The sequence below is a fragment of the Aquimarina discodermiae genome (genome assembly GCF_040786235.1).
In the GTDB taxonomy this organism is placed as follows: domain Bacteria; phylum Bacteroidota; class Bacteroidia; order Flavobacteriales; family Flavobacteriaceae; genus Aquimarina.
In genome coordinates, this window is record NZ_JBFMKP010000002.1 from 77,926 (window position 1) to 101,407 (window position 23,482).

General features: G+C 33.4%; 21 protein-coding genes and 1 riboswitch. Of the genes, 5 read left to right on the plus strand and 16 right to left on the minus strand.

The window, feature by feature from the left end:
* Positions 1-88 precede the first annotated feature (88 nt).
* Entirely contained in the window at positions 89-2,011 is a 1,923-nt protein-coding gene (locus ABW636_RS01260; RefSeq protein WP_367588134.1) for a T9SS type A sorting domain-containing protein, read from the plus strand.
* A gap of 586 nt (positions 2,012-2,597) precedes the next feature.
* Entirely contained in the window at positions 2,598-3,161 is a 564-nt protein-coding gene (locus ABW636_RS01265; protein ID WP_367588135.1) for a hypothetical protein, read from the plus strand.
* A 100-nt stretch (positions 3,162-3,261) separates the two neighbouring features.
* Here the strand turns inward: ABW636_RS01265 and ABW636_RS01270 are convergent, their stop codons facing one another.
* The 13 genes from ABW636_RS01270 to ABW636_RS01330 form a co-directional block, all read right to left on the minus strand.
* Positions 3,262-3,582: a 2Fe-2S iron-sulfur cluster-binding protein gene (locus ABW636_RS01270; RefSeq protein WP_367588136.1), complete on the minus strand. Its 321-nt coding sequence runs from the start codon at positions 3,580-3,582 to the stop codon at positions 3,262-3,264.
* Between the two features lie 95 nt (positions 3,583-3,677).
* Entirely contained in the window at positions 3,678-4,733 is a 1,056-nt protein-coding gene (locus tag ABW636_RS01275; protein WP_367588137.1) for an NAD(P)/FAD-dependent oxidoreductase, read from the minus strand.
* The gene (locus ABW636_RS01280; protein WP_367588138.1) at positions 4,720-5,322 is read right to left on the minus strand and encodes a precorrin-2 dehydrogenase/sirohydrochlorin ferrochelatase family protein; all 603 of its coding nucleotides are present in this window, start codon (positions 5,320-5,322) and stop codon (positions 4,720-4,722) included. The genes ABW636_RS01275 and ABW636_RS01280 overlap by 14 nt, the downstream gene beginning before the upstream one ends.
* A gap of 208 nt (positions 5,323-5,530) precedes the next feature.
* Positions 5,531-7,621: a ferredoxin-like domain-containing protein gene (locus ABW636_RS01285; RefSeq protein ID WP_367588139.1), complete on the minus strand. Its 2,091-nt coding sequence runs from the start codon at positions 7,619-7,621 to the stop codon at positions 5,531-5,533.
* A gap of 109 nt (positions 7,622-7,730) precedes the next feature.
* Positions 7,731-8,978: a sulfate adenylyltransferase subunit 1 gene (locus ABW636_RS01290; protein ID WP_367588285.1), complete on the minus strand. Its 1,248-nt coding sequence runs from the start codon at positions 8,976-8,978 to the stop codon at positions 7,731-7,733.
* A gap of 140 nt (positions 8,979-9,118) precedes the next feature.
* On the minus strand, positions 9,119-10,048 hold the full coding sequence (gene cysD, locus ABW636_RS01295; protein WP_367588140.1) for a sulfate adenylyltransferase subunit CysD: 930 nt from the start codon (positions 10,046-10,048) through the stop codon (positions 9,119-9,121).
* Between the two features lie 23 nt (positions 10,049-10,071).
* Entirely contained in the window at positions 10,072-10,698 is a 627-nt protein-coding gene (locus ABW636_RS01300; protein ID WP_367588141.1) for a phosphoadenosine phosphosulfate reductase domain-containing protein, read from the minus strand.
* A 48-nt stretch (positions 10,699-10,746) separates the two neighbouring features.
* Complete coding sequence (locus ABW636_RS01305; RefSeq protein ID WP_367588142.1) at positions 10,747-10,998, minus strand: DUF2061 domain-containing protein; 252 nt, start codon at positions 10,996-10,998, stop codon at positions 10,747-10,749.
* Positions 10,999-11,315: 317 nt separating this feature from the next.
* A complete protein-coding gene (locus ABW636_RS01310) occupies positions 11,316-12,497 on the minus strand; it encodes a trans-sulfuration enzyme family protein (protein WP_367588143.1) in 1,182 nt (393 codons plus the stop codon).
* Positions 12,494-12,919: an OsmC family protein gene (locus ABW636_RS01315; RefSeq protein WP_367588144.1), complete on the minus strand. Its 426-nt coding sequence runs from the start codon at positions 12,917-12,919 to the stop codon at positions 12,494-12,496. Before ABW636_RS01315 ends, ABW636_RS01310 begins: the two co-directional genes overlap by 4 nt.
* A gap of 45 nt (positions 12,920-12,964) precedes the next feature.
* Positions 12,965-15,379, minus strand: a complete 2,415-nt coding sequence (gene thrA / locus ABW636_RS01320; RefSeq protein ID WP_367588145.1) for a bifunctional aspartate kinase/homoserine dehydrogenase I — start codon at positions 15,377-15,379, stop codon at positions 12,965-12,967.
* A gap of 59 nt (positions 15,380-15,438) precedes the next feature.
* Positions 15,439-16,401, minus strand: coding sequence for an alpha/beta fold hydrolase (locus tag ABW636_RS01325; RefSeq protein WP_367588146.1), 963 nt, complete (start codon positions 16,399-16,401; stop codon positions 15,439-15,441).
* Between the two features lie 18 nt (positions 16,402-16,419).
* On the minus strand, positions 16,420-17,697 hold the full coding sequence (locus ABW636_RS01330; protein ID WP_367588147.1) for an O-acetylhomoserine aminocarboxypropyltransferase/cysteine synthase family protein: 1,278 nt from the start codon (positions 17,695-17,697) through the stop codon (positions 16,420-16,422).
* Between the two features lie 172 nt (positions 17,698-17,869).
* Positions 17,870-17,978, minus strand: a riboswitch (SAM riboswitch).
* A gap of 321 nt (positions 17,979-18,299) precedes the next feature.
* Between ABW636_RS01330 and metK the strand changes: the two genes are divergently transcribed.
* The 3 genes from metK (at position 18,300) to ABW636_RS01345 (ending at position 20,996) form a co-directional block, all read left to right on the plus strand.
* Positions 18,300-19,556, plus strand: coding sequence for a methionine adenosyltransferase (metK, locus tag ABW636_RS01335; RefSeq protein WP_367588148.1), 1,257 nt, complete (start codon positions 18,300-18,302; stop codon positions 19,554-19,556).
* A 218-nt stretch (positions 19,557-19,774) separates the two neighbouring features.
* A complete protein-coding gene (locus ABW636_RS01340) occupies positions 19,775-20,131 on the plus strand; it encodes a hypothetical protein (RefSeq protein WP_367588149.1) in 357 nt (118 codons plus the stop codon).
* Positions 20,132-20,633: 502 nt separating this feature from the next.
* Complete coding sequence (locus ABW636_RS01345; protein WP_367588150.1) at positions 20,634-20,996, plus strand: hypothetical protein; 363 nt, start codon at positions 20,634-20,636, stop codon at positions 20,994-20,996.
* 93 nt (positions 20,997-21,089) lie between these two features.
* Here ABW636_RS01345 and ABW636_RS01350 read toward each other — a convergent pair whose 3' ends face one another.
* From ABW636_RS01350 to ABW636_RS01360, 3 genes are all read right to left on the minus strand, one after another.
* Positions 21,090-21,512, minus strand: a complete 423-nt coding sequence (locus tag ABW636_RS01350; protein ID WP_367588151.1) for a DoxX family protein — start codon at positions 21,510-21,512, stop codon at positions 21,090-21,092.
* Positions 21,513-21,599: 87 nt separating this feature from the next.
* Entirely contained in the window at positions 21,600-22,787 is a 1,188-nt protein-coding gene (locus tag ABW636_RS01355) for a heparan-alpha-glucosaminide N-acetyltransferase domain-containing protein (protein ID WP_367588152.1), read from the minus strand.
* 221 nt (positions 22,788-23,008) lie between these two features.
* Positions 23,009-23,422: a DUF302 domain-containing protein gene (locus ABW636_RS01360; protein WP_367588153.1), complete on the minus strand. Its 414-nt coding sequence runs from the start codon at positions 23,420-23,422 to the stop codon at positions 23,009-23,011.
* Positions 23,423-23,482: the final 60 nt, after the last annotated feature.

Sequence of the window (23,482 nt, forward strand, 5' to 3'; positions counted from 1 at the left end):
CTTATAGATCTTTAACCCAAAAATCAAACTGTTTTTTACCCCATTGTATTTTAGTAACCTATTTATTAACTTTATATAACACACAAAAATGAAAAACAATTTAACATTTTTCAAAATGCTATTATTCTTAATGACTTTAGGGATTTTATCGGCAAACGCGCATACTTCTGGTCTGCCCACTTCAACTTCTAAATTATCAGGAACTGCTCCTACGACACCCAACAACTTGAGGGTTTCTAATGTTACCAGTACGTCTGCTCATCTTCAATGGGGTCTTTCTCGTGATCGCGATGGTGATTTAGACACATATTTTGGCAAAGAAGCTAATAACAGAACAAGTTTTACGAATGGCTTTGCGCAATTCTTTAGTTCACGTACTATTACAGGGTTAACTCCTAATACTACCTATAGGTTTAGAATACAGGCCAGAGATAGAGCGGGTAATGCCTCTGGTTTTAGTAGAGAGGTATCATTTACAACTCGTAATGATGCAAATTTTACAGGAGTTAATCGCTGCGAAGGGTTACCTCAACAAAATCTTTCCAGAAATAATTCTGGAGACACCTTTTTCATTAGAAATAGCGAAATGATTGAGAGATTACCAAATGTATTCGGAACGATATCAAGAGGTAGCTGTTATGTAAGTTCTGCAGGTACTGCTAAGAGTCAACAAAAAAAAGTAGCATCTGCTCCTACAGCCCCTACCAATCTTAGAGTTTCTGATGTCACCAGTACGTCTGCTCATCTTCAATGGGATCTTTCTCGTGATCGCGATGGTGATTTAGACACATATTTTGGCAAAGAAGCTAATAACAGAACAAGTTTTACGAATGGCTTTGCGCAATTCTTTAGTTCACGTACTATTACAGGATTAACTCCTAATACTACCTATAGATTTAGAATACAGGCCAGAGATAAAGCGGGTAATGCCTCTGGTTTTAGTAGAGAGGTATCATTTACAACTCGTAATGATGCAAATTTTACAGGAGTTAATCGCTGTGAAGGGTTACCTCAACAAAATCTTTCCAGAAATAATTCTGGAGACACCTTTTTCATTAGAAATAGCGAAATGATTGAGAGATTACCAAATGTATTCGGAACGATATCAAGAGGTAGCTGTTATGTGAGTTCGACATCTGAAACTTCTGCAAATTCTGCTCCTACAACTCCTACTAATCTTAGGGCTTCTAATATAACTAGTTCATCTTTTACATTATCATGGGATGCTTCTTCTGACCCAAATGGTGATTTTATTTCTTATTTTGGTATTACCAATAATAATAAAGTTTACTTTAATAGCCCTGGTAAAAATGCTACTCAAGTTACTATGAATGGTATGAGTGCTAATACTACATTTGTATTTAGAGTTCGTGCAGAAGACAGAGCTGGCAATCAATCTAATTTTAGTGAAGAGATTTCTGTAACTACACTACGAGACACAAGTAACGATACCGTAAACTGCCAAGGAATTCCGTTCTGGGATCCAATCAATGGAAGATATCGAGTAGGCGACAGAGTTATTAGAAATGGTAATGAAATTTGGAAATTACATTGTTGCACTATTGGATGGGTACCTACGGGAGATAAGTGTTCTGAAATACCTACATCTGATCTATGTGAAGGAGTTAAATTATGGCAACGAGGAGTAAGATATAGAACAGGAGACAAAGTTATATACCAAGGAAGGTTATGGAAACTTTTATCTAACGGCAGATGGGAAAATAAAGGAGATTGTTCACAAAATGGAAGTAGCAAAAGTACTGCAACAGCACCACCTTCTGCAAACAACATTGTTTTATTCCAGAACCCTGTTGCAAATGAACTTAACACTTCTTTCGATAATCCATCAGAAAACAAAAGTACTTATAGTATTGTAAATTTGAACGGTCGAATCGTCGCTCAAGGAACATATAAGCCTTCTTTGAATGTTTCTGAATTACCTAAAGGAATGTACATCTTAAGAGTAAGTGCAAACAACACTATCTTGTCTTCTACTTTTATTAAGAAGTAGTAAAAAACCGGTTTAACAATATTTTTGTTAAGCTATAAAATTATAACCGTTCAAGTTTCTTTTACTTGAACGGTTTTTTTTGAGTCCCTATTGCAGAAAGTACCTTTTGATCTTTACCTCTATATTATTCATGAGTTATCTATTACAAAGCCAAACTACCTGCTATAACCGAAAATGCCCTAAAATTGTTTGGCTCAACATTGAACTACAATACTTTCACTAAAAATTTACTATGCTTCTCAATGCTATTAGTATTCTGACTTCTCTCTATGAAATCTTATGAATATAGGTCAAAAAACATCAAATGTAAAAGAATTTGAAATATACCTTTTAATAACACATCGAACTGATGTAAACTTGTTTTAACTCACTCTAAAAATGCATTTTCTACAATTTTCATTTTTCATTATTAAACTGGTTTAAAAACAAAGAGTCACTACGAGTTCTGAACAAGAATATTAATTTTACTGGTAACCATTTGTACAATAGAACGACCATTTAATACAATCAAACACACACTACATACATTCACTCTATTTTTGTATCATATACTTTATAAATTTGTTTTTACTTTAAATTTATAGACATGAAAAATTATTTTATCATCGTAGTTATTGCTTTATTTTGCTCTTGTGAGAAAGATGAGGTTTTTGAACCTACCCAAGAAACATTTGAAAATACTCAGAATACTACTACACAAAAGACGGTTACGGTAGTGCCCACCAAAATTACGACAGGATCAGGGGCGTCTATACGGCATATCCCAAATATAGCACTGGAAAGAAAAAACTGGTATACCTTTGGTCTAGAAGATTTTAGATATGATTTTTGGTATGAGGTTGCCCCAGCGCATATAAAAAGTATTACACTAAAAATTGAAGACCTAAGAACAGGAGAAATTAAATGGGATGAAAAGTATACAGGTTTGACTCATTTACATGGAAGTCAGGAGTATGGTAATGTAAAAGGAGAACTGAATCAAATTAAAATTAAAGGTGGTGACGCAAACGTTTGGGCAGCTTATAAAAAAATAGGAAATCATTCGGCTACACTAACCTTAGAGGTTGCTGAAGGCACCTATAGTGTAGGCATACATCTACCCTTAAGAAATTGGGATAATTACATAACGAGAACTATGGCTGCTTTCTAGCTTTCGGATTCATTTTCTCTTATAAAAAGTAAAAACCGAATACTTAAAAAAAAGTATTCGGTTTTAATTTTGCTTACAGTCTTATTAATTTGTTAGTACCTTAAGATTCTGGAGCCAACTCTATTTCTAACCCATCTAATTCTGGAGTAATCGGAATTTGACACCCTAATCTACTGTTATCTTCTACATAAAAAGCTTCTGCTAACATCATATCTTCATCCTGTCCCATTTCTGGTAACTCATGATCAGATGTAACATAACATTGACAAGAAGCACACATTGCCATACCACCACAGGTACCTTCTACCGGTAGCTCATAGGCTTTACAAACCTCCATTAGGTTCATAGCCATATCTGTTGGTGCCTGTACTTCGTGTACAACTCCTTCTCTATCTTTGATTTTTATGGTAACGTCTGACATGTTTTTAAATTTCTGTCGATAATTTTATATTCTACAAACCTCACAAAATCAATAAGAAGTTGTGAGGCTCTATATTTAAGTAAAGCTACTAATTTTTAGTTAATTGCTTTTACTACTTCTTTTTTAGCTTCTTTTTTGGTTCCATCAAATCCTTCTACTCCACCAACAGTAGTATACTTCATTACATACTTTTTATCTGGGAAAATTCTTTGATAAGCACTTTGACACATGATTGCCGCTTCATGGAAACCAGAAAGGATTAACTTTAGTTTTCCTTTATATGTATTTACATCACCAATAGCATAGATTCCTGGTATATTGGTTTGATAATCGTATGAATTATCTACTTTGATTGCATTTTTCTCAATCTCTAATCCCCAGTCACCAATTGGACCAAGTTTTGGAGACAATCCAAATAATGGGATGAAGTAATCTGTGTTTACCTCGATATCTCCTTTTGTCTTGTGCTTGATACCTACACCGGTTACATGATCTTCTCCTTTTAATTCTTTTACTTCTGCTTCTGTAATTAGGTTTACCTTTCCTAATTTGGTAAGTTCTGCTACTCGTTCTACAGAATCCAGAGCTCCTCTAAATTCATTTCTTCTATGAACAAGAGTTACCTCACTTGCTACCTCTGCTAAGAAAATAGTCCAATCTAGTGCAGAATCTCCTCCTCCTGCAATTACTACTCTTTTATCTCTATATACTTCTGGATCACGAATAATATATGCTACCCCTTTATCTTCAAAATCAACAATATTTGGGATAGGTGGTTTACGAGGTTCGAAAGAACCTAATCCTCCTGCAATTGCTACGACAGGTGCATTATGTTGTGTTCCTTTATTAGTAGTTACTAAGAAAGTATCATCCTCTAATTTTTCTATAGTCTCTGCTCTTTCTCCTAACGTAAACCCAGGATCAAATGGTTTGATTTGCTCCATTAAATTATCCACCAAATCTCCTGCCAGTATTTCTGGAAATCCAGGGATATCATAAATTGGTTTTTTAGGATAAATTTCTGAACATTGACCTCCCGGTTGCGGTAAAGCATCGATAAGATGTGTTTTCAACTTCAGTAATCCTGCTTCAAAAACAGTAAATAATCCTGTTGGGCCTGCTCCGATTATTAAAATATCAGTCTTGATCATTTTTCAACTTCTTTTTTCCTATTAATCCTTTGGTAAATTCGTTAAGTGTATCTACTTTTTCTTCGAAATCACCTTTAATTGTTTTTCTATATTTATTCAAATTCTTCACTAAATCGTCAATGTTTTCAGGAATTACTTCTTCAAAAAACTGACGTAATCTTTTGGCAGTGGTAGGTGATTTTCCGTTGGTCGAAATTGCCACCTTAACATTACCTTTGGTTACGATTCCTCCCATATAAAAATCACAATACGGAGGGTTATCTGCTACATTCACCAATTTACTTCTTTTCCTACAGTCTTTGTACACCTGTACATTAACATCTGGAACGTCTGTAGTAGCGATCACAATATGTTTTCTTTTTAAAAAACGCTTGTGATATTTTTTATTAATCATTTCTATCCCAAACTTATTCGCCAAGGCAACAGTACCTTCTCTAAACATAGGAGAAACTAATGTTACATTAGCATCGGGACTCGATTTTAATAAGAACGTAAGTTTTTCTTCAGCAACATTACCTCCTCCTACAATTAGGACTTCTAGGTTTTTTACCTTTAAAAAAACTGGATATAAATTATTTCTTTCTTTCATCTTTATAGCTATCCTGAACTATCAAGATACGTTTCTTTAACAACATCTATAGCAATGTTCTATCTTATTTATCATCGCAGGTTGTTTTAAAATTGTTATCAAAACATCTTGTTCATTCTGGGCAGCAAAGATACTAACTATTTCATTTAACTCGCTCACTCCCAAAAGAATCAAGACTACAACACTTGATTACAACCTGATACAACTATTAAACCTTAGCAATTTCTGCAGCTCTAAATTCTTGTACTTTTTTCAAAAACTGCTCTGCACTATTTATATAGTTAATTGCAAAATCCTTTGTTGGTGCATTTTTTTGCAACTGATAAATCAAATCTGCAAATGTTCCTTCTAGACTTATTTTTCCGCTGGCAACAAACTCTTCATCAAATTGAGAGATGATACCTGCATGTGTATTTGTCTTTTTCTTTTCTGCCAATAACAGTGCTTTTGCCGAGTTTACCAAAGAGCTATATGCATGATATACAGCATCAGAATATACTTCGTTTTCTAACGATTTTTTTGCGTTTTCTATTTTCTCTTCACTTTCTAAAAACAGCGTAGCAATCAAATCTATTACTACACCTGCACACTCACCTACTCCAATAGCTTTTACGTATTCTTCTTCTGTCCCCCAATCGATAAAATCTTCTTGAGTTAAGTTTTCTACATTTGATAAATCAGTAAGGAAATCATAGAAATACTTTTCTCCTTTTTCTGCATAATACTCTACAAAAAGCTTACCGTTTGCATTTTTTTCATAATCATCAAGGATTCTTCTTAATGCCTCTGGCCCTCTTCTACTTGGTATTTTTACCACTTTATCAGCAAAACGACCTTTTCCATCCCCTAAGTTTCCTCCTCCTAGTAATACCTGAAGTGCCGGAGCAACTAATTTATCTTTGGTACGAACTGACATTCCCTGGAAACCAATATTTGCCATATTGTGTTGCCCACAAGCGTTCATACATCCACTAATTTTTATAACTAAATCTTCATTTTCTAAATACTGTGGATATTCTGTTCTAATTACTCTTTCTAATTCTTCTGCAATACCTGTACTACTTGCGATACCTAAGTTACAAGTATCTGTTCCTGGACAAGCTGTAATATCTACTGCTTTATTATATCCCGGATCTACAAAACCTAATTTTTCTAATTCCTGATAGAAAAATGGTACTAGCTCTTCTTTTACAAATGGGATCAAGATATTCTGACGTAATGATAAACGAATTTCTCCTGCCGCATATTTCTGTACCAAATCTGCTAATAATCTTGCTTTATCTGTATAAAAATCACCTAAAAGTACTTTTATTCCAATTGCCACATATCCTTCTTGCTTTTGAGCAATTACATTAGTAGCTTTCCATAAATCATATGTCTTTTGATCTTTAATAGCAACCTGAGGAGCTTCTATAGAAACCGGAACAGAAGGTTGATATGCATCTGCATCGATAGCAACGGTTTTATTTACGATCGCATTTTGCTCTGCTTCTACCAACGTTTTAAAAGCGTCTAATCCAATGTCTTTTATTAAGAATTTCATTCTTGCTTTGGCTCTACTTTTACGCTCACCATGACGATCGAATATTCTTAATACTCCTTCCATCAAAGGGATAATTTTATCAGACGGCAGGAAGCTATATAATTCGTCTGCATGTCTTGGCTGCGATCCTAAACCTCCACCAAGCATTACTTTAAATCCTCGAACACCATTTTCTATTTTAGCAATAAAACCTAAATCATGCATGTAAGACAATCCTGTATCTTCGTCTGTTCCAGAAAAAGAAACTTTAAATTTACGTCCCATTTCTTGACAAATCGGATTTCTTAAAAAGAAACGAAACAGTGCATCTGCATAAGGAGATACATCAAAAGGCTCTCTAGGGTCAATACCCGCTGTTTCTGAAGCTGTCACATTACGTACCGTGTTACCACAAGCTTCTCTTAACGTTACATCATCTCTTTCTAATTCTGCCCAAAGCTCTGGTGTTCTATTTAAATCTACATAATGTATCTGGATATCCTGACGTGTAGTAATATGCAACCTTCCTCTTGAGTATTCATCAGATACTTCACAAATTCGTTTTAATTGATTACTCAATACTTTACCGTATGGTAATTTAATACGAATCATTTGCACCCCTTCTTGTCGCTGTCCGTAAACTCCTCTTGCTAATCGAAGGCTACGAAACTTTTCTTCATCAATCTTACCATTATGGAATTGCTCTATTTTATTAGCTAATTCTATAATATCGTTTTCTACAATCGGGTTTTCTATTTCGGTTCTAAAACTTTGCATCTCTTTGGTGTTTCTTACTCTTAAAAAAAGGGTATAGTTATGACTTTTGTATACTTATTTTTCTGTCTTAAAAATCTGATCTATTCTCTTTTAAAAAAGTGTGTTTTATTTATTCTATAAAGCCTACTCCTGAGGTATTATTGGTTTGTGAATCAATTAATATAAATGATCCAGAAGCTTTATTATTCTTATATGAATCAAAAGCCAAAGGCTTACTTAATTGTATTTGAACTTTTCCTATTTCGTTTAATTTCAACTCATTTTTTGAAGTATCCTCTCCAGAAAAATCTGTTGTAATTGTTCCATTGATACTTTTTACTTTTGCCAGAATTCTTGTACTTCCATTCTGAATAAAATAATTAGTTCCTGGATTAAGACTTTTACTATCCATCCAACAAACGGTAGCCGTAAGTTGCTTTTCTATTTGTGGTTTTTCTGATGTTTTTACAATCATATCACCACGGCTCACATTTACATCATCTTCTAATGTGATGGTACAAGAACTTCCTCTTCCTGCTGTTTCAAATTTTTGATCAAAAAAGTAAATTTCTTTGATTCTTGAAGTGGTTAAAGAAGGCAAAACAGTTACTTCATCTCCTACAGAAAATTCTCCTCCATATAATTTTCCTGCATATCCTCTGAAGTCATGGTACTCATCTTTCTTAGGACGAATAACAGTTTGAATAGGGAATCGTGCTTGGGCTTTTTCATATACATCTTGAGCATCTAATTCTTCTAAATGTTCTAATAATGTTTGCCCAGAATACCATGGCGTTTTTTCTGATTTCTCTACTACATTATCACCTTGTAAAGCACTTACCGGAATAAATGTAATATTCTGATCTTTATATTCGCTTTTTGCAATCAGGTTTTGAAAATCTGCTTTTATAGCTTCGTATTTCTCCTGAGAAAAATCTACCAAATCCATTTTATTTACAGCAACAATTACATCTTTAACCCTAAGCAAGTTATTGATAAAAAAGTGACGATATGTTTGCTCGATCACTCCTTTTCTAGCGTCAACCAAAATAATTGAAGCTTGGGAAGTAGAAGCACCAGTTACCATGTTACGAGTATACTCTATATGCCCTGGTGTATCTGCTATAATATAACTTTTGGTCTTTGTAGAAAAATATATATGAGCTACATCTATGGTAATTCCTTGCTCTCTTTCTGCCACCAATCCATCTGTAGCCAATGAAAAATCCAAGTAATCAAAACCATTTGCTTTACTTCTAGTTTCTATAGCCTCTAGTTTATCTGTAGTTAATGATTTTGTATCATACAAAATACGACCAATCAAGGTACTTTTTCCATCATCTACACTTCCTGCTGTTGCTATTTTTAATACGTCCATCCTATTTTGGTTGATGGTTGATAAGTATTGATTGACTAGGCTGCCAGAAATGTCAATACTATCTTCCAAAAATTTTTATCTTAGTTTATTATTCCTTCATGATCATGTGAAACTATGATAAGTTTCAATTCATGATTTCTTTAAAAATATCCTTGTTGTTTTCTTTTCTCCATTGCAGCTTCAGATCTCTTATCATCAATTCTGGCTCCACGTTCAGAAATCTGTGAATCTCTGATTTCTGCAACTACTTTATCAATGGTTACTGCATCAGAAAGTACTGCTGCTGTACAAGACATATCACCTACAGTTCTAAATCTCACTAGCCTTTCTTCTACCTCTTCATTTTCATCTCGATACACCACATCATCCTCTGCAGACCAGATCATACCGTCTCTTACAAACGTTTTACGTTTATGCGCAAAATAGATAGAAGGGATTTCAATATTTTCTTTTTCTATATAACTCCAAACATCTAATTCTGTCCAGTTGCTGATAGGAAAAACTCTTACATTTTGCCCTAAGTCTATCTTACCGTTTAGGTGATCAAATAATTCTGGTCGTTGATTTTTCTCATCCCACTGTCCAAAATCATCTCTTACAGAAAAGATACGTTCTTTTGCTCTTGCCTTTTCTTCATCTCTACGAGCTCCACCAATTGCTGCATCAAACTTAAATTCTTCTAAAGCATCAAGAAGTGTTGTTGTTTGTAAGCTATTTCTACTTGCATATCTTCCTTTTTCTTCGACAACTTTTCCTTGGTCTATAGAATCCTGCACGTTACGAACGATTAATTCTACTCCCAATTCTTCTGCTAAACGATCTCTAAACTCAATCGTTTCAGGGAAATTATGTCCTGTATCTATATGTAATAATGGAAAAGGTATTTTTGCAGGCCAGAATGCTTTCTGAGCCAATCTTACTAAAGTTATAGAATCTTTTCCTCCAGAGAAAAGCAAAACTGGCTTTTCAAACTGTGCTGCTACTTCTCTAAAAATATAGATTGCTTCACTTTCTAAAGGATTTACATTAAGAATTGCTGTTCTTTCCATTTTCTTTTCAAGTATTTCCATGCTATGCTTTTTCTTATTTTTTATTAGTTTGTGTGAATACCACACTCTCTATTATCCAATACTTTAGTAGGATCAAAATATTTAAATTCATTTGGCAGATTATTTTCATCTAAATAGACATCTAATTCTGCATCGCTATAGTAGTAAAAAGGGCTAACTTTTAACACTCCATCACTACCAAGGCTTAAAATATCTAAAGAGTCTCTTAATGCTGTTTGTCCTTTTCTAAGGTTAGTAAACCAAACATCTGGAGCATGCTCTTTCATCGCCCTTTTGAAAGGCTCTAATTTCACTTGTTCTGTAAAAACTTTATGTTGTGGGTCCTCTATACCTGGTATCCCCATCACTACATCTCTATGCGAGCTGGTTTGTTTAGGCACATAAAGTTTTATATTTAATTCTAATAATTCTATTACAGATTCTGCATGTCTGTATGTGTTTGGTGTATTATATCCAGAATCACACCAAATCACCGGAATATCTTTTTTTGCTGCCGCACATACATTAAGAATAGATGCTTCATAAGGCCTAAAATTAGTAGTAACCACAGGTCTTTCTGCATTTTCTATTGCCCACTGCACTATCTCTAACGGAGTCTTTTCTTTAAACTCCTGATTCAATTTTTCTATTTCTTTTTCAGTAAAGCTCATAACTTCTTAACAAAATCTTTCTAATCTTAACTATTACTTATAAAAGGATTATCTCCCCCATTTTATACGATTCCAAATTCTTTCATGAAAGAAATACAAAATCATTTTGGTTACAAAATCAACAGAAGCTATCGAAGTAGCTAATGCTATTTCTCCTGTTAATACATAAGACACTATTAAAGTATCAAGTGTTCCCACAACTCTCCAACTTACTGCTTTTGCAATACTACGTACCGGCTTCTCAGACGTTCTATCGTCTTGGTATGTGGTTTTCTGTGTAGCGACTTTATCTAATATCATCTCTTTTGCAATCTTTTAAATCTATTACCCTACTAAACCAGTAGAGTACTTTGCAAATATAGAATATAATTTATTACTCCAAACCTTTTTAAATCACAAAATATCAAACAAACATCGATTTTTATGATATTTACAATAAATACCCTACTAATCTTATAGATTATTGAACAAATAACCATTTTACATAATAATTATTCATTAAAACACTACTACAATTCATACAACAAGCCTATAAAAACTACTGATTTTCAAAGGCTTGTTTAATACATTCTTATATCTAGAAATACAATTTATAAACAAAATTTTACGAATAACCGCTACGAAATCTGATCGATCGCTTGCGCGATATCTTTTATAATATCATCTATATGCTCTAGTCCAACAGAGCATCTTACAGAGCCATCTGTGATCCCTACAGACAACTTATCTTCTACAGCCAATTTGCTATGCGTAGTTGATGCAGGGTGTGTTACTATGGTTCTTGTATCTCCCAAATTAGCAGACAACGAACACATTTTTATACTATCAAAGAATGTTTTCCCTCCTTCTACTCCACCTTTTACTTCAAAAGCAACCATACTTCCTCCTAATTTCATTTGCTTCTTAGCTACTTCGTATTGAGGGTGAGATTTAAGAAAAGGATACTTTACCCAATTAACTTTTGGGTGAGCCTCAAGAAATTCTGCAAGCTTTAAGGCATTATCACAATGCTTTTCTGCTCTAACCGCAAGGGTTTCTAAACTTTTTGACAGTACCCATGCATTGAATGGAGACAATGAAGGCCCTGTATTGCGTGAAAACAAATATATCTCTCGAATAAGTTCTTTTCTTCCTACAGTAGCTCCTCCTAATACTCTACCTTGACCATCTATCATCTTTGTCGCGGAATGAATTACCAGATCTGCTCCAAATTTAATAGGTTGCTGTAAATATGGTGTTGCAAAACAGTTATCAATCACCAGTAGTAAATTATGCTTTTTTGCAATCTTACCTAACAGTTCTAAATCCAAAACATCTACTCCCGGATTTGTCGGGGACTCTGCATAAAGAATCTTTGTATTTGGTTTAATAAGACCTTCTATAGTTTCTGGCTCATTGATCTGAAAGTAACTGGTTTCTATATTCCATTTAGGAAAATACTTTGTAAACAGCGTATGTGTTGATCCAAAGACCGATCGTGCAGATACAATATGATCTCCACTATCCAACAATGCAGCAAAAGTAGAAAACACTGCTGCCATACCTGTCGCAAATGCATACCCATCCTCTGCTCCTTCTAACTGACACATCTTATCTACAAACTCTGTAGTATTAGGGTTGCTAAAACGACTATATAGATTACGTTCTTTTTCTTCTGCAAAAGAAGCTCTCATTTCTTCAGAATCTTCAAAAACAAATCCAGAAGTAAGATACAAAGGAGCAGAATGCTCTAAAAACTGAGTCTTCTCTGTCTGCGTTCGTATTGCTTGTGTTTCAAATTTTTTACTCTCCTGACTCATATTTCTTTATTATTTACTACTACTTTATATTGTATTTCTGCAGTGGGTTCTAATGTTTTGGATACTGAGCAATATTTTTCAAAAGACAATTGTGCTGCTCTTTTTGCTTTTTCTGGTGCTATTTCTCCTTCCAAAAAGACAGTTACAACAATTAATTTAAAAGGGGTTGCTCCATCAATTTTTTCGCGAGTTCCGTCTACCTCTGCGCTATAAGAAGTAATTTCTTGCTTTTGTTTCTTTAAGATAGATATAATATCTATTGAACTACATCCAGCCACTCCCATTAACACATACTCCATAGGACTTGGTGCCAAATCATGACCTCCTACCGCTGCTTTGCTATCCATATAAGTAGTATGACCTCTTTCATTTTTTAGTTCAAAATGATAATCACTATCAATTCTTTTAAGTTGTATTTTCATCGCTTTATATATTTTAACCTCTTACAATCAAAAGAAGTTTATTACCTAACCTTTATCTGCTAATCTTAAAATATCACCAAAAACTCCTCTGGCTGTTACAGCAGCTCCTGCACCTGCTCCTTGTATCACCACAGGCTGATCCCCATAGGACTCTGTGTAAATTTCAAAAATAGAATCAGACCCTTTTACCTGCCCCAATGAACTACCTTCTGACACAGATACCAGTTTCACCTTCAAATCACCTTTTTCTTGTGACAGGTCACCAGAAAGATCACCGATATACCTTAGAACATGCCCTGGTTTTTGCTCCTCTTTTATTTTTTGATATACTGAATCGAGTTCTTTTAGTCTTCCTAAAAATTCTGAAGCCTCTCCTTCTCTAAGGTTTTCTGGTATAAGATTATCTATTTGAACATCATTAAATTCATTACTCAAGTCTAACTCTCTTGCAAGAATCAACAATTTTCTACCCACATCATTACCACATAAATCCTCTCTTGGATCTGGCTCTGTAAATCCTTTATCTATGGCTTCTTGAAGCACTTCACTAAACGGTCTTTCTTCTGACGAGAAGGTATTGAACAAATAACTTAGTGATCCAGAAAACACTCCTTTAATTCTAGTTATATTTTCTCCTGACAAATGCAACAACTTAATAGTATCAATCAACGGAAGCCCGGCTCCAACATTGGTTTCATACAAATATTGTTTTTGATTTTTCTCGAGCTTCTCTCGTAATTCTTTATAAAAATCAAAACTCAAAGTATTTGCTACTTTATTAGACGAAACCAGATCAAAACCATGTTCTACCAGTGTAATATAATGTTTGGTAAAAGATTCGCTAGCAGTATTATCAACTGCAATCAGGTTTTCTAGATGGTTTTCATCTGCGAATTTAATGATATCTTTTACTTCGTAAGAACCCCCTTCTTTCTCTAATTGCTCTTTCCAGTTTTTATCAACTCCTTTTTTACGAAGTATCACTTTTCTAGAATTGGCAACTGCAAAAACAGTTAGGTCAATATTTTTTCTCTTTTCTATTCCTTTTGCAGATTGTAAAATCTGGTCGATTAAAGTACCTCCTACCAATCCATGACCAAATATTACAATATTGATCTTTTTAGCGATATCAAAAATCTCTCCATGAATAACATTTAATGCTCTGTGCAGTTGAGCTTTTTTAACAACTAAACTTACATTCTTACCAGTTACCGTATTATTAAACAACAACGGTATTACCTGGTTTCTTATCAGTGCATTGTACGGCTTATGAAAAGTACTTAAATCCTGACCTATAATAGAGATTACAGAAACATCTTTCTCTACTGTAATTCTACTTACATCTCTCTTGTAAAAATCAGATTCAAACTCTTCTTCCAGAACCATTTTTGCTTCTTTTGCCTTTTCTGCATCTACCACCAGTCCTATTCCTCTTTCTGAGGATCCTTGCGATATAATACTAACACTTATATTTTTATAGGCCAGAGCTTTAAAAATTCTTGCATCTACTCCTACTTTTCCTAAAAGACCACGTCCTTCGAGATTTATCAGCGATACATTTTCTAACACAGAAAGTGATTTTATTCCTTTCTCACTTGCTTCTGCAGTAATAAGAGTTCCTTCATTTTCGTGATCAAATGTATTTAAAATACGAAGTGGAATATTCTTTTCTATTAAAGGAATAATAGTTTTTGCATGCAAAATATTTGCGCCAAAATACGCCAATTCATTAGCTTCTGTAAATGAAAGTTTTTCAATTTTTCTAGCATCTGGCACCAAATCCGGATTGGCTGTATAAATTCCGTTTACGTGTGTAAAATTCTGCAACTCTTCTGCGTCCAAATAATTGGCCAATAAAGATGCTGTATAATTACTTCCATTTCTACCTAATGTAGTCGTTTCATTTTTAGTATTAGAAGCAATAAAACCTGTTACCACATTTACTGTAGGACCATTGTACTTTTTAAAATGGTTAATTACATTTTCTTTAGACAATTTATCCAGAGGTTGTGCGTCTCCAAATTGATCATCGGTAACTATTAATGTTCTACTATCTGTAAAATTAGCCTGAATCCCTTTACTTTTTAGTATATGCGTAAGCAACTTAGCAGAAATCACCTCTCCCTGAGAGAGTATTTGATCTTTTATCCTTTTACTATAATCTCCCAATAAAGAAACTCCGCCAAAAAGCTTATCCAAAGTTTCAAACTCTTCCTTAACATCTACTCCTTCAAAACCTGCTAATTGATATTCTTTAAAAGCGTTCAATAAAGTTGAATAATCTTCATTCTTTGCAGCTTTTTCAAGAACTGCCTCTAACTCATCTGTAGAGTTTCCTCTGGCAGATAATACTACAGTAATCTGTTGTCCTTTTTTAACTTTATCCTCTATAATATTAACAACGGTTTCTATTCCTTTACCATTAGCTAATGACTTTCCGCCAAATTTTAAAACTTTCACTCGTTTAAATTTTAGTATTGTTTAAAAAATAAATCTTATTGTTTATCAATTTATTCCTTTTAAAAAACATCTTTTAACAATTCACTTAATTGTTCGAACTCTATCAGAAATGCATCATGACCATGTGCCGAACAAATACTTCCATGCGTTACATTACTTTTTATTTTTTTTAACGCTGCAAAGGTAGCTTTATCTTCGGCTTCTGTAAAAAACATATCAGAATCTACACTTATAATATGAATATTTGATTCGATATTTTCGACTACTTCTTCAAAACTCCCTCTTTCTGCAGTTATATCTATATGAGCCAATACATGATTTAATGATTTATACGCCAGTAATGAAAATCTTTTTTCTAGCCTTTTACCATGATGAATCAGCCAACTTTCGACATTAAACATATCTTTTTCGTCATTATAACTTCCGTCAAACTTCTGTTTAAACGACTGCGGTGATCTATACATGATCATTGCATGTAGTCGCGCATCATATACCGGGTTACTAGAATTTAAAAGAATCTGCTCTTGTACCAAGCAATTTGCTTTTAACCAGTCTGTAGATTTCCAATCGGCTGCTATCGGAATCAAATGTTTGATCATTTTTGGCTGTAACACAGCTAATTCCCAAGCAATTCCTCCTCCTACCGAACCTCCTATAACAGCGTATAGTTTTTGCACATTCAGTTTTTGCAATCCTTCTACAAATATTGCTGCAATATCTCTTGCTGTAAAAATCTTATATTCTTCAAAAAGGTTTTCTTTTACTCCATCATATCCATTACCTGGGATATTAAAAGACACTATAGTATACTGATCAGTATCGATACTTTTTCTTTTTCCTATCAAACCGTTCCACCATCCATTTTCTCCACAAACAGTAGAGTTACCGGTAAGTGCATGATTCACCAAAACTATAGGCGCGGTGTGCAATGGTTTTCCAAAGGTTTCAAATGTTAAAGATATCTGATCAATATACTTACCCTTTACCGTTGTAAAGTTTGAAATGTCTATTTTTTGAAGCATAAATAATTATAATATAGATTAGCCTATTTTTGCAAATGCGGTGCTTAGGTCTTCTTTTAAATCCTCTAGATCCTCTAAACCAACTGATAACCTTATTAGATCCTGAGTTACTCCTGTAGATTCCTGTTGTTGCTCATTCAGTTGTTGATGAGTTGTACTTGCTGGGTGTATAATCAATGATTTTGAGTCTCCTATATTAGCTAACAAAGAAAATATAGCTGTTTCATTGGCCACGGTTTTAGCAGAATCAAACCCACCTTTAACTCCAAATGTAATAATCCCGCTTTGTCCTTTTGGCAAGTACTCTTTAGCCAAGTTATAATAGGAATCATTTTCTAGTCCAGGATATTTTACCCAAGTCACCTTATCTTGTTTTTCTAGCCATTGTGCAAGTTGTAATGCATTTTGACTGTGTTTTTGAATTCTGATATCCAATGTTTCTAAGCCTTGCAAAATCTGAAATGAATTAAACGGACTTAAGGCAGCACCATAATCTCTTAATCCCTCTATTCGAATCTTAGCTATAAACGCAGCTGCTCCCAACACATCATGATAAATTAGCCCATGATAACCTGGAGATGGCTCTGTAAATTCTGGAAACTTACCACTAGACCAATCAAAAGTACCGGCATCTATAATAACTCCTCCTAAAGAAGTTCCATTACCACTAATGTACTTGGTAAGCGAGTGAATAACAATATTAGCCCCATACTCAATCGGATTTAGCAATGCTGGCGTTGCAACGGTATTATCTACAATAAACGGCAACTTACTAGCTTTTGCCACAGAAGAAATCGCCTTTAGATCTAATACATCCAATTTGGGGTTCCCAAGAGATTCGGCAAAAAATACTTTTGTGTTTTCTTGTATAGCTTCCTCAAAATTCTGGGGATTTGAAGGGTCTACAAATGTAGTAGTAATCCCTAATCTTGGTAAGGTAACACTCAAAAGGTTATAGGTACCACCATACAAACTACTAGAAGCCACTATATGATCCCCTGCTTTAAGTAACGTAAGTAACGTTGTACTTATAGCCGCCGTGCCAGAGGCTGTAACCACTGCAGCGATTCCTCCTTCCAAAGCAGCAAGACGCTGCTCCAAAATATCATTTGTTGGATTATTTAATCTTGTATAAATAAATCCAGGCTCTGATAGATTAAATAGGTTGGCTGCATGATCTGCATCATTAAAAACATAAGATGTTGTTTGATAAATAGGTACCGCTCTAGTGCCTGCATTGGCAGATACATCATGACCAGCGTGTAGTGCTTCTGTTGCAAATTTTTGTGAACTCATAATTCTTTTCTTTTTAGTTGTTTTGGATACACCAAAATAACAGTTACTAAAAACATCTGAGATTACTTCTCAAAATATGGTTTCATTACCAATACAAAAAAACATCTAAAGATGTTTATGTTTTAAATTAAAAAAGAAAGGAAGCAACAATTACAGAAAAGCAATTGTGTCGTGGTTATCTTTTCCTAAGCATTCTTAGGATAGAATTTAGCACCTTCTTTATAAATAAAGGGTTGCTAAGGTTTCATCGGGTCTATTCCCTCCACCTTTCTTAATAACTTAATTAACATGTATAAGAAACTTCGAGGCAAAGCTACTAATTATTTTTAAATCACCTCACAATTATTTAAAAATAATTTCACTATAAATTTTATCCTAATTGAGTAATAATTAATGATGTGTTAAATACCTTTAATTCATATCTTTTTTTTTACCTTTGGCCGCAAAATAGTACTAAGGGAAAGATTTGACTGATTGCAACCCTATATCATGTATAGTTTTAGCTATACAGATTTAAAATGCTAAAGCAGTTCGATTTTACAAGTTATATCGAAGCTTCGCATGTAAATCCAGTCAAAGTTCTCTTGACAAAACAATAACAAATGGCATATTTATTTACTTCAGAAAGTGTATCTGAAGGACACCCGGATAAAATAGCAGATCAAATTAGTGACGCTCTATTAGATAATTTTCTTGCTTTTGATGCAGATTCTAAAGTTGCATGTGAAACATTGGTTACTACTGGCCAAGTGGTTCTAGCAGGAGAGGTAAAATCAAAAACTTATCTTGATGTACAACACATTGCCAGAGATGTTATTAATAACATTGGTTATACTAAAGGAGAATACCAATTTAATGGGGATTCTTGCGGTGTTATCTCTTTGATTCATGAACAATCACAAGACATTAATCAAGGGGTTGATCGTGAAACCAAAGAAGAACAAGGAGCTGGTGACCAAGGAATGATGTTTGGGTACGCAACTAAAGAAACGGCTAACTATATGCCGTTAGCACTTGATATCTCTCATAAAATACTATTAGAATTAGCAAAGTTAAGAAGAGAAGGAAAAGAAATACCCTATTTGCGCCCTGATTCTAAAAGTCAAGTAACTATCGAATATAATGATGATAACATCCCACAACGTATTGTTGCAATAGTGGTATCTACGCAGCATGATGATTTTGATAGTAATGATGATGCTATGCTTACTAAAATAAAAAGTGACATTGTTTCTATTTTAATCCCAAGAGTTATTGCACAGCTTCCAGAATATGTTCAAGGTTTATTTAATGATGCTATTACCTATCATATAAACCCAACAGGAAAATTTGTTATTGGGGGACCTCATGGAGATACAGGATTAACTGGAAGAAAAATTATCGTAGATACTTATGGAGGAAAAGGAGCTCATGGAGGAGGTGCTTTTTCTGGAAAAGACCCTAGTAAAGTTGACCGATCAGCTGCATATGCTTCTCGTCATATCGCAAAAAATTTGGTAGCTGCAGGTATTGCCAACGAAGTTTTGGTTCAAGTGTCTTATGCTATTGGTGTAGTAGAGCCAACTTCTATTTTCATTGATACCTATGGTACCAGTACCTTAGGACTTACTGATGGAGAAATTGCAGAAAAGGTAGCAACTATTTTTGACATGCGTCCTGCTGCTATAGAAAAACGACTCAAACTACGTAATCCCATTTATTTAGAAACTGCTGCCTATGGACATATGGGAAAAGAGCCTAAAACCATTACAAAAGTTTTTGAAAGTCCCTATTCTGGAAAGATCACAAAAGAAGTAGAACTCTTTACTTGGGAAAAATTAGACTATGTAGATGCTGTTAAAAAAGCGTTCAACCTATAACTTTATCGTAAAAAACAGTCCTTATATCGATTTTACAATAATCCCCATAAAAAATGCGGTCTTACCGTAGCATAAAACGAAGTAATATTATTATTTTTACAGCGTTAACTTGTTGTAACACTTGTGTAGCATATTTATTATTTTGAGGGGAATAATTTTGATATGTTTTTTAATGTTAAAATGATTAAGATCGTAATAACGTATTAAAATTCTGGGAAATGAAATTAAATCTTGTAATCTACTTCACATTTTTATTTGTTTGTAGCATGTCCTTTGGACAAGACTTTCAGACAGACTATTCTTCTGTAAGATCTATTGATGATCAAATTCAAGAAGAACAATACAGTACAAATCAGGAGGATGTAGTTGTTAACAGATTAATTGTAGAATCTTCTATTCTTACCAAAGACAAAGATTTTTACAGTAAAAAAGAGTGGCGAAGAATAAAAAGAGAATTGAGAAAAAACAAAAAGAAAGCTTTTAGCTTCAAAAATAATATCCATACCTCTAAAACGTTGGATACAATACATGTAAATATTCCTCTTGACAAAAACACCAGTATATCATCCTGGTAAATGATTAATCAAACATTGTAATATTCCTAAACATACAATAAAAAAGACTGTATGGTATCAATTAGTTTTTTTGAAGGAAAAAAATGACACTTTTTTAATTGATTTCCCTCAAAAAAACACTTAAAATGATAGGATTTGTGTTGTTTACAGAAAAAAATGACGTTTTATCCTATTTTTTAAAAATACTCTCAGACGTTACTACCACTAGTCTGATGGCAGATTTTATACATTTTTCTTCAAAAATTCAAAAACTGGTCTTAAAGTTCCCTGAACACCAGTAATGACAATACCTTGAAGCACTTTTAGGGGAGAAATCCCCATATAAATTTGCGGTTTTTCCGTAACCTACTTTTAATCATTATACCTATCTTAGCTATTGAATATTAACCACTTATATGAAATTTCATAAAAATTATTGTGTTTAATAATCAAATACACAAAACCTACATACCCGTTTGTTGACATTACATTATGAATATTAACGCCCCAAAATCCCAAAAAAATGAAAATAACAATGACTGCAGTAATGCTGTTGGTATGTCTTTTATCAATAGGACAAAACCATGTTACAAATGACGAATTAAGTAAAGTAGTATCATCTGTCACTCAAATAGAACAAAACAATCCAAAAGTTCATCAATACCGGTTAATTGCTCCTTTGGCAATACTTGCGAAAAAACAGAGAGATGCTGAATACTATAAAAAAAGCAACACTTATGATGATAAAGAATGGGCAAAGCTAAAAGAACAAATGAAAAAAAACAGAAAAAAAATATCCTATGACATCTATGTTTCTAAGACATTAGACACTATTTATCTTGATGTACCTTTACGCTGTAATAATTCTCGTTTATCCGATCTCTAGTATCCCTAAACTAATCAATACAAATAAACAGAAAAGAGAATAATTGTTCAATTATTCTCTTTTCTGTTTGATAATCTAATCTATACTTTCTTACTACTGTTGCATTTTCAAGTAATAATCTACAGAATGTTTTCCCGAACCATAAAATACGAAAAACACGCATAATAAAAGAATTACACTTGCAATAACAAGGTTAGCTGCATTCATCGTCCCAATAAAATTGATAAGAACGGCTCCAATAATCAAAGGAAGCTGTACTATAACCGACCATCTCGTTAACAACCCAAATGCAATTAGAATACCACCGATTAAGTGTGCAGGAGCTACATAATGAATGATAATCATCGATCCAGCCAAATTCTGAACGGGTTTTATTAAATCCACCAAAATTTGGCTATTACTCATAAAATCAATCCCTTTTATGAATAGAAAAACTCCCAATGAAACTCTTAATAGATCCAAAGGGTAATACGTATGAGCATTTGCCCATTTATTTAATGATTTTATTGTTGGCATAACTAAAGAATATTGATTACATCTATATAATATACTGATTTTTAACATTATAACAAAAAAAAACAAGTACTTATAAAACCGCCTAGTTTACTCTTTGGTTTGTCGAATCGCCTTATACTTACGTATAATAACATTTGTCTTAAGCAAGGCAGCAAGCCCTGAAATCAAATCATTGATTTTTAAACGAATACCCTTTACAACAGTATATGAATAGCTTTTTAGGTCTTTTTCATGCTTATAATAATAAAGTACAATCCCACTAATACTTATAATAAAAAACAATGCACCTATAAAAATCTCGACAACATTAAGTTGATGGTAAAAAAAACGATTGAGCCCGAGACCGAACCAACTACCATACAACACAAAAAAGTGAAGTATATATATAGACAATGTTCGCTTTCCTATATTAGTTAGTATTTTGCTAGTAAGAAAATCTTTCAATAAAACAAAAACAGAAAAAAGAATTAAAACATTTCCAAGCCTTATAAATAGAAAGTTATTATATGCCACCGACTTAAAAACAACCACACCTGTAACATTATGTAATAGCATTAATACTGGCGAAGAGCAAAACATCAACAATACTCCAACAATACTTAGAGAGAGTATCGCATGCTTATAAAATTTAGGATCATTTTTATGTTTCAAAAACAGACCTGCCATAAAACCACCAAAACAAACGTAGCCAAACCAGGGAAACAATGTAAAAACAGAACCATTTTTAGAGGTAAAATAATTTGCTACTGTTTTGGGTAAAAACTCTAAATTCCAGATACTATAGACCGGTTCTAGTAAAAAAATAACCAGCCCCAAGCACAAAAGCGTTGTTAGAAAATAAGTTTTATTAATTTGATATACAATTAGGTAAATCGATATCAACAGTAACAAAGAAGTGCCAATACAATGTAAAACATCTACATAAAAAAAAGAAGGATTTACAGTGCCCTCAAAAATAGCAAAGAGACTTAAACGTAAAAAGTATCCCCATAAAATAACTTTAACAGCTCTTTTTATACCTTTAAGAACTCTTGGGTTCTCTACCCCCTCCTCTTTACTTTTGAGTAATAAGTAACTAAAAACAAATCCTGTGATAGTAAAAAAAGTAGGCGCCGTAATTCCTCTAAAATACTCCCATATCACATATATCACATTGCTATTATCTCGATACACATCAGCCAGTAATGCATGTACAAAATGACCTTGTAACATCATTATAATAGCAAATGCTCGTATTGCATCGAGAAAATGCAAGCGATCTTTAGGTTTAGTCATTTAATTAGCTTTGGTTAGTCTAACTATCAATATTATAAAATTGTATTCCATATTGACAGTAAACGCAAAACTAAGCAATTCATTTTGGTTTTATACTGATTTTTAGATATTTATACTACTTTTAATCTTTATTAATAAATCTCTAGTACAAAAACTCTTACATATGCAAATCTTTCATTTTTTTACTCCTAAAGGAGAAAAATAGTTATAAAAAGAGTAATTTAATTTCCTGCAATAACCTTATTTGAAATAGCTCCCAAAGCGTTATTGATAGTTGTAAAAATATCTTCTTGATTACTAATATTATGACGAGACTTCAAAAACTCGGGATTATTATATGAGACTTTGACTTCTCCGTGATCATCTTCCCAAATCAATATTTTTTGTGGCAGATCTAAACCTATCAATTGAGTTTTTTGCATTAACGGTGTTCCTAATTGAGGGTTACCAAAAAGAATTAGACGTGTTGGATTTAATTGCAAGCCTACAGAGGATGCATTTGCCTGGTGATCTAATTGAGCAACTATTTTCAAATTTGGGTTATTAGTAATGATATCTACCAGTGTATTATAAGACTCCTCAAAGTTTTTAGAGCTTGTTTTCGTAATAATATCTTGCTCTTTTATTGCTGTCATTTTATGTATTTTGCAGTTTATATACTAATCTTAGACGAAAGCAATAATCAATGATTACAA

Coding starts and splice junctions, on each gene's coding strand:
- ABW636_RS01260 (WP_367588134.1), top strand. CDS start 89: ATGAAAAACAATTTAACATTTTTCAAAATGCTATTATTCTTAATGACT.
- ABW636_RS01265 (WP_367588135.1), top strand. CDS start 2,598: ATGAAAAATTATTTTATCATCGTAGTTATTGCTTTATTTTGCTCTTGT.
- ABW636_RS01270 (WP_367588136.1), bottom strand. CDS start 3,582: ATGTCAGACGTTACCATAAAAATCAAAGATAGAGAAGGAGTTGTACAC.
- ABW636_RS01275 (WP_367588137.1), bottom strand. CDS start 4,733: ATGATCAAGACTGATATTTTAATAATCGGAGCAGGCCCAACAGGATTA.
- ABW636_RS01280 (WP_367588138.1), bottom strand. CDS start 5,322: ATGAAAGAAAGAAATAATTTATATCCAGTTTTTTTAAAGGTAAAAAAC.
- ABW636_RS01285 (WP_367588139.1), bottom strand. CDS start 7,621: ATGCAAAGTTTTAGAACCGAAATAGAAAACCCGATTGTAGAAAACGAT.
- ABW636_RS01290 (WP_367588285.1), bottom strand. CDS start 8,978: ATGGACGTATTAAAAATAGCAACAGCAGGAAGTGTAGATGATGGAAAA.
- cysD (WP_367588140.1), bottom strand. CDS start 10,048: ATGGAAATACTTGAAAAGAAAATGGAAAGAACAGCAATTCTTAATGTA.
- ABW636_RS01300 (WP_367588141.1), bottom strand. CDS start 10,698: ATGAGCTTTACTGAAAAAGAAATAGAAAAATTGAATCAGGAGTTTAAA.
- ABW636_RS01305 (WP_367588142.1), bottom strand. CDS start 10,998: ATGATATTAGATAAAGTCGCTACACAGAAAACCACATACCAAGACGAT.
- ABW636_RS01310 (WP_367588143.1), bottom strand. CDS start 12,497: ATGAGTCAGGAGAGTAAAAAATTTGAAACACAAGCAATACGAACGCAG.
- ABW636_RS01315 (WP_367588144.1), bottom strand. CDS start 12,919: ATGAAAATACAACTTAAAAGAATTGATAGTGATTATCATTTTGAACTA.
- ABW636_RS01325 (WP_367588146.1), bottom strand. CDS start 16,401: ATGCTTCAAAAAATAGACATTTCAAACTTTACAACGGTAAAGGGTAAG.
- ABW636_RS01330 (WP_367588147.1), bottom strand. CDS start 17,697: ATGAGTTCACAAAAATTTGCAACAGAAGCACTACACGCTGGTCATGAT.
- metK (WP_367588148.1), top strand. CDS start 18,300: ATGGCATATTTATTTACTTCAGAAAGTGTATCTGAAGGACACCCGGAT.
- ABW636_RS01340 (WP_367588149.1), top strand. CDS start 19,775: ATGAAATTAAATCTTGTAATCTACTTCACATTTTTATTTGTTTGTAGC.
- ABW636_RS01345 (WP_367588150.1), top strand. CDS start 20,634: ATGAAAATAACAATGACTGCAGTAATGCTGTTGGTATGTCTTTTATCA.
- ABW636_RS01350 (WP_367588151.1), bottom strand. CDS start 21,512: ATGCCAACAATAAAATCATTAAATAAATGGGCAAATGCTCATACGTAT.
- ABW636_RS01355 (WP_367588152.1), bottom strand. CDS start 22,787: ATGACTAAACCTAAAGATCGCTTGCATTTTCTCGATGCAATACGAGCA.
- ABW636_RS01360 (WP_367588153.1), bottom strand. CDS start 23,422: ATGACAGCAATAAAAGAGCAAGATATTATTACGAAAACAAGCTCTAAA.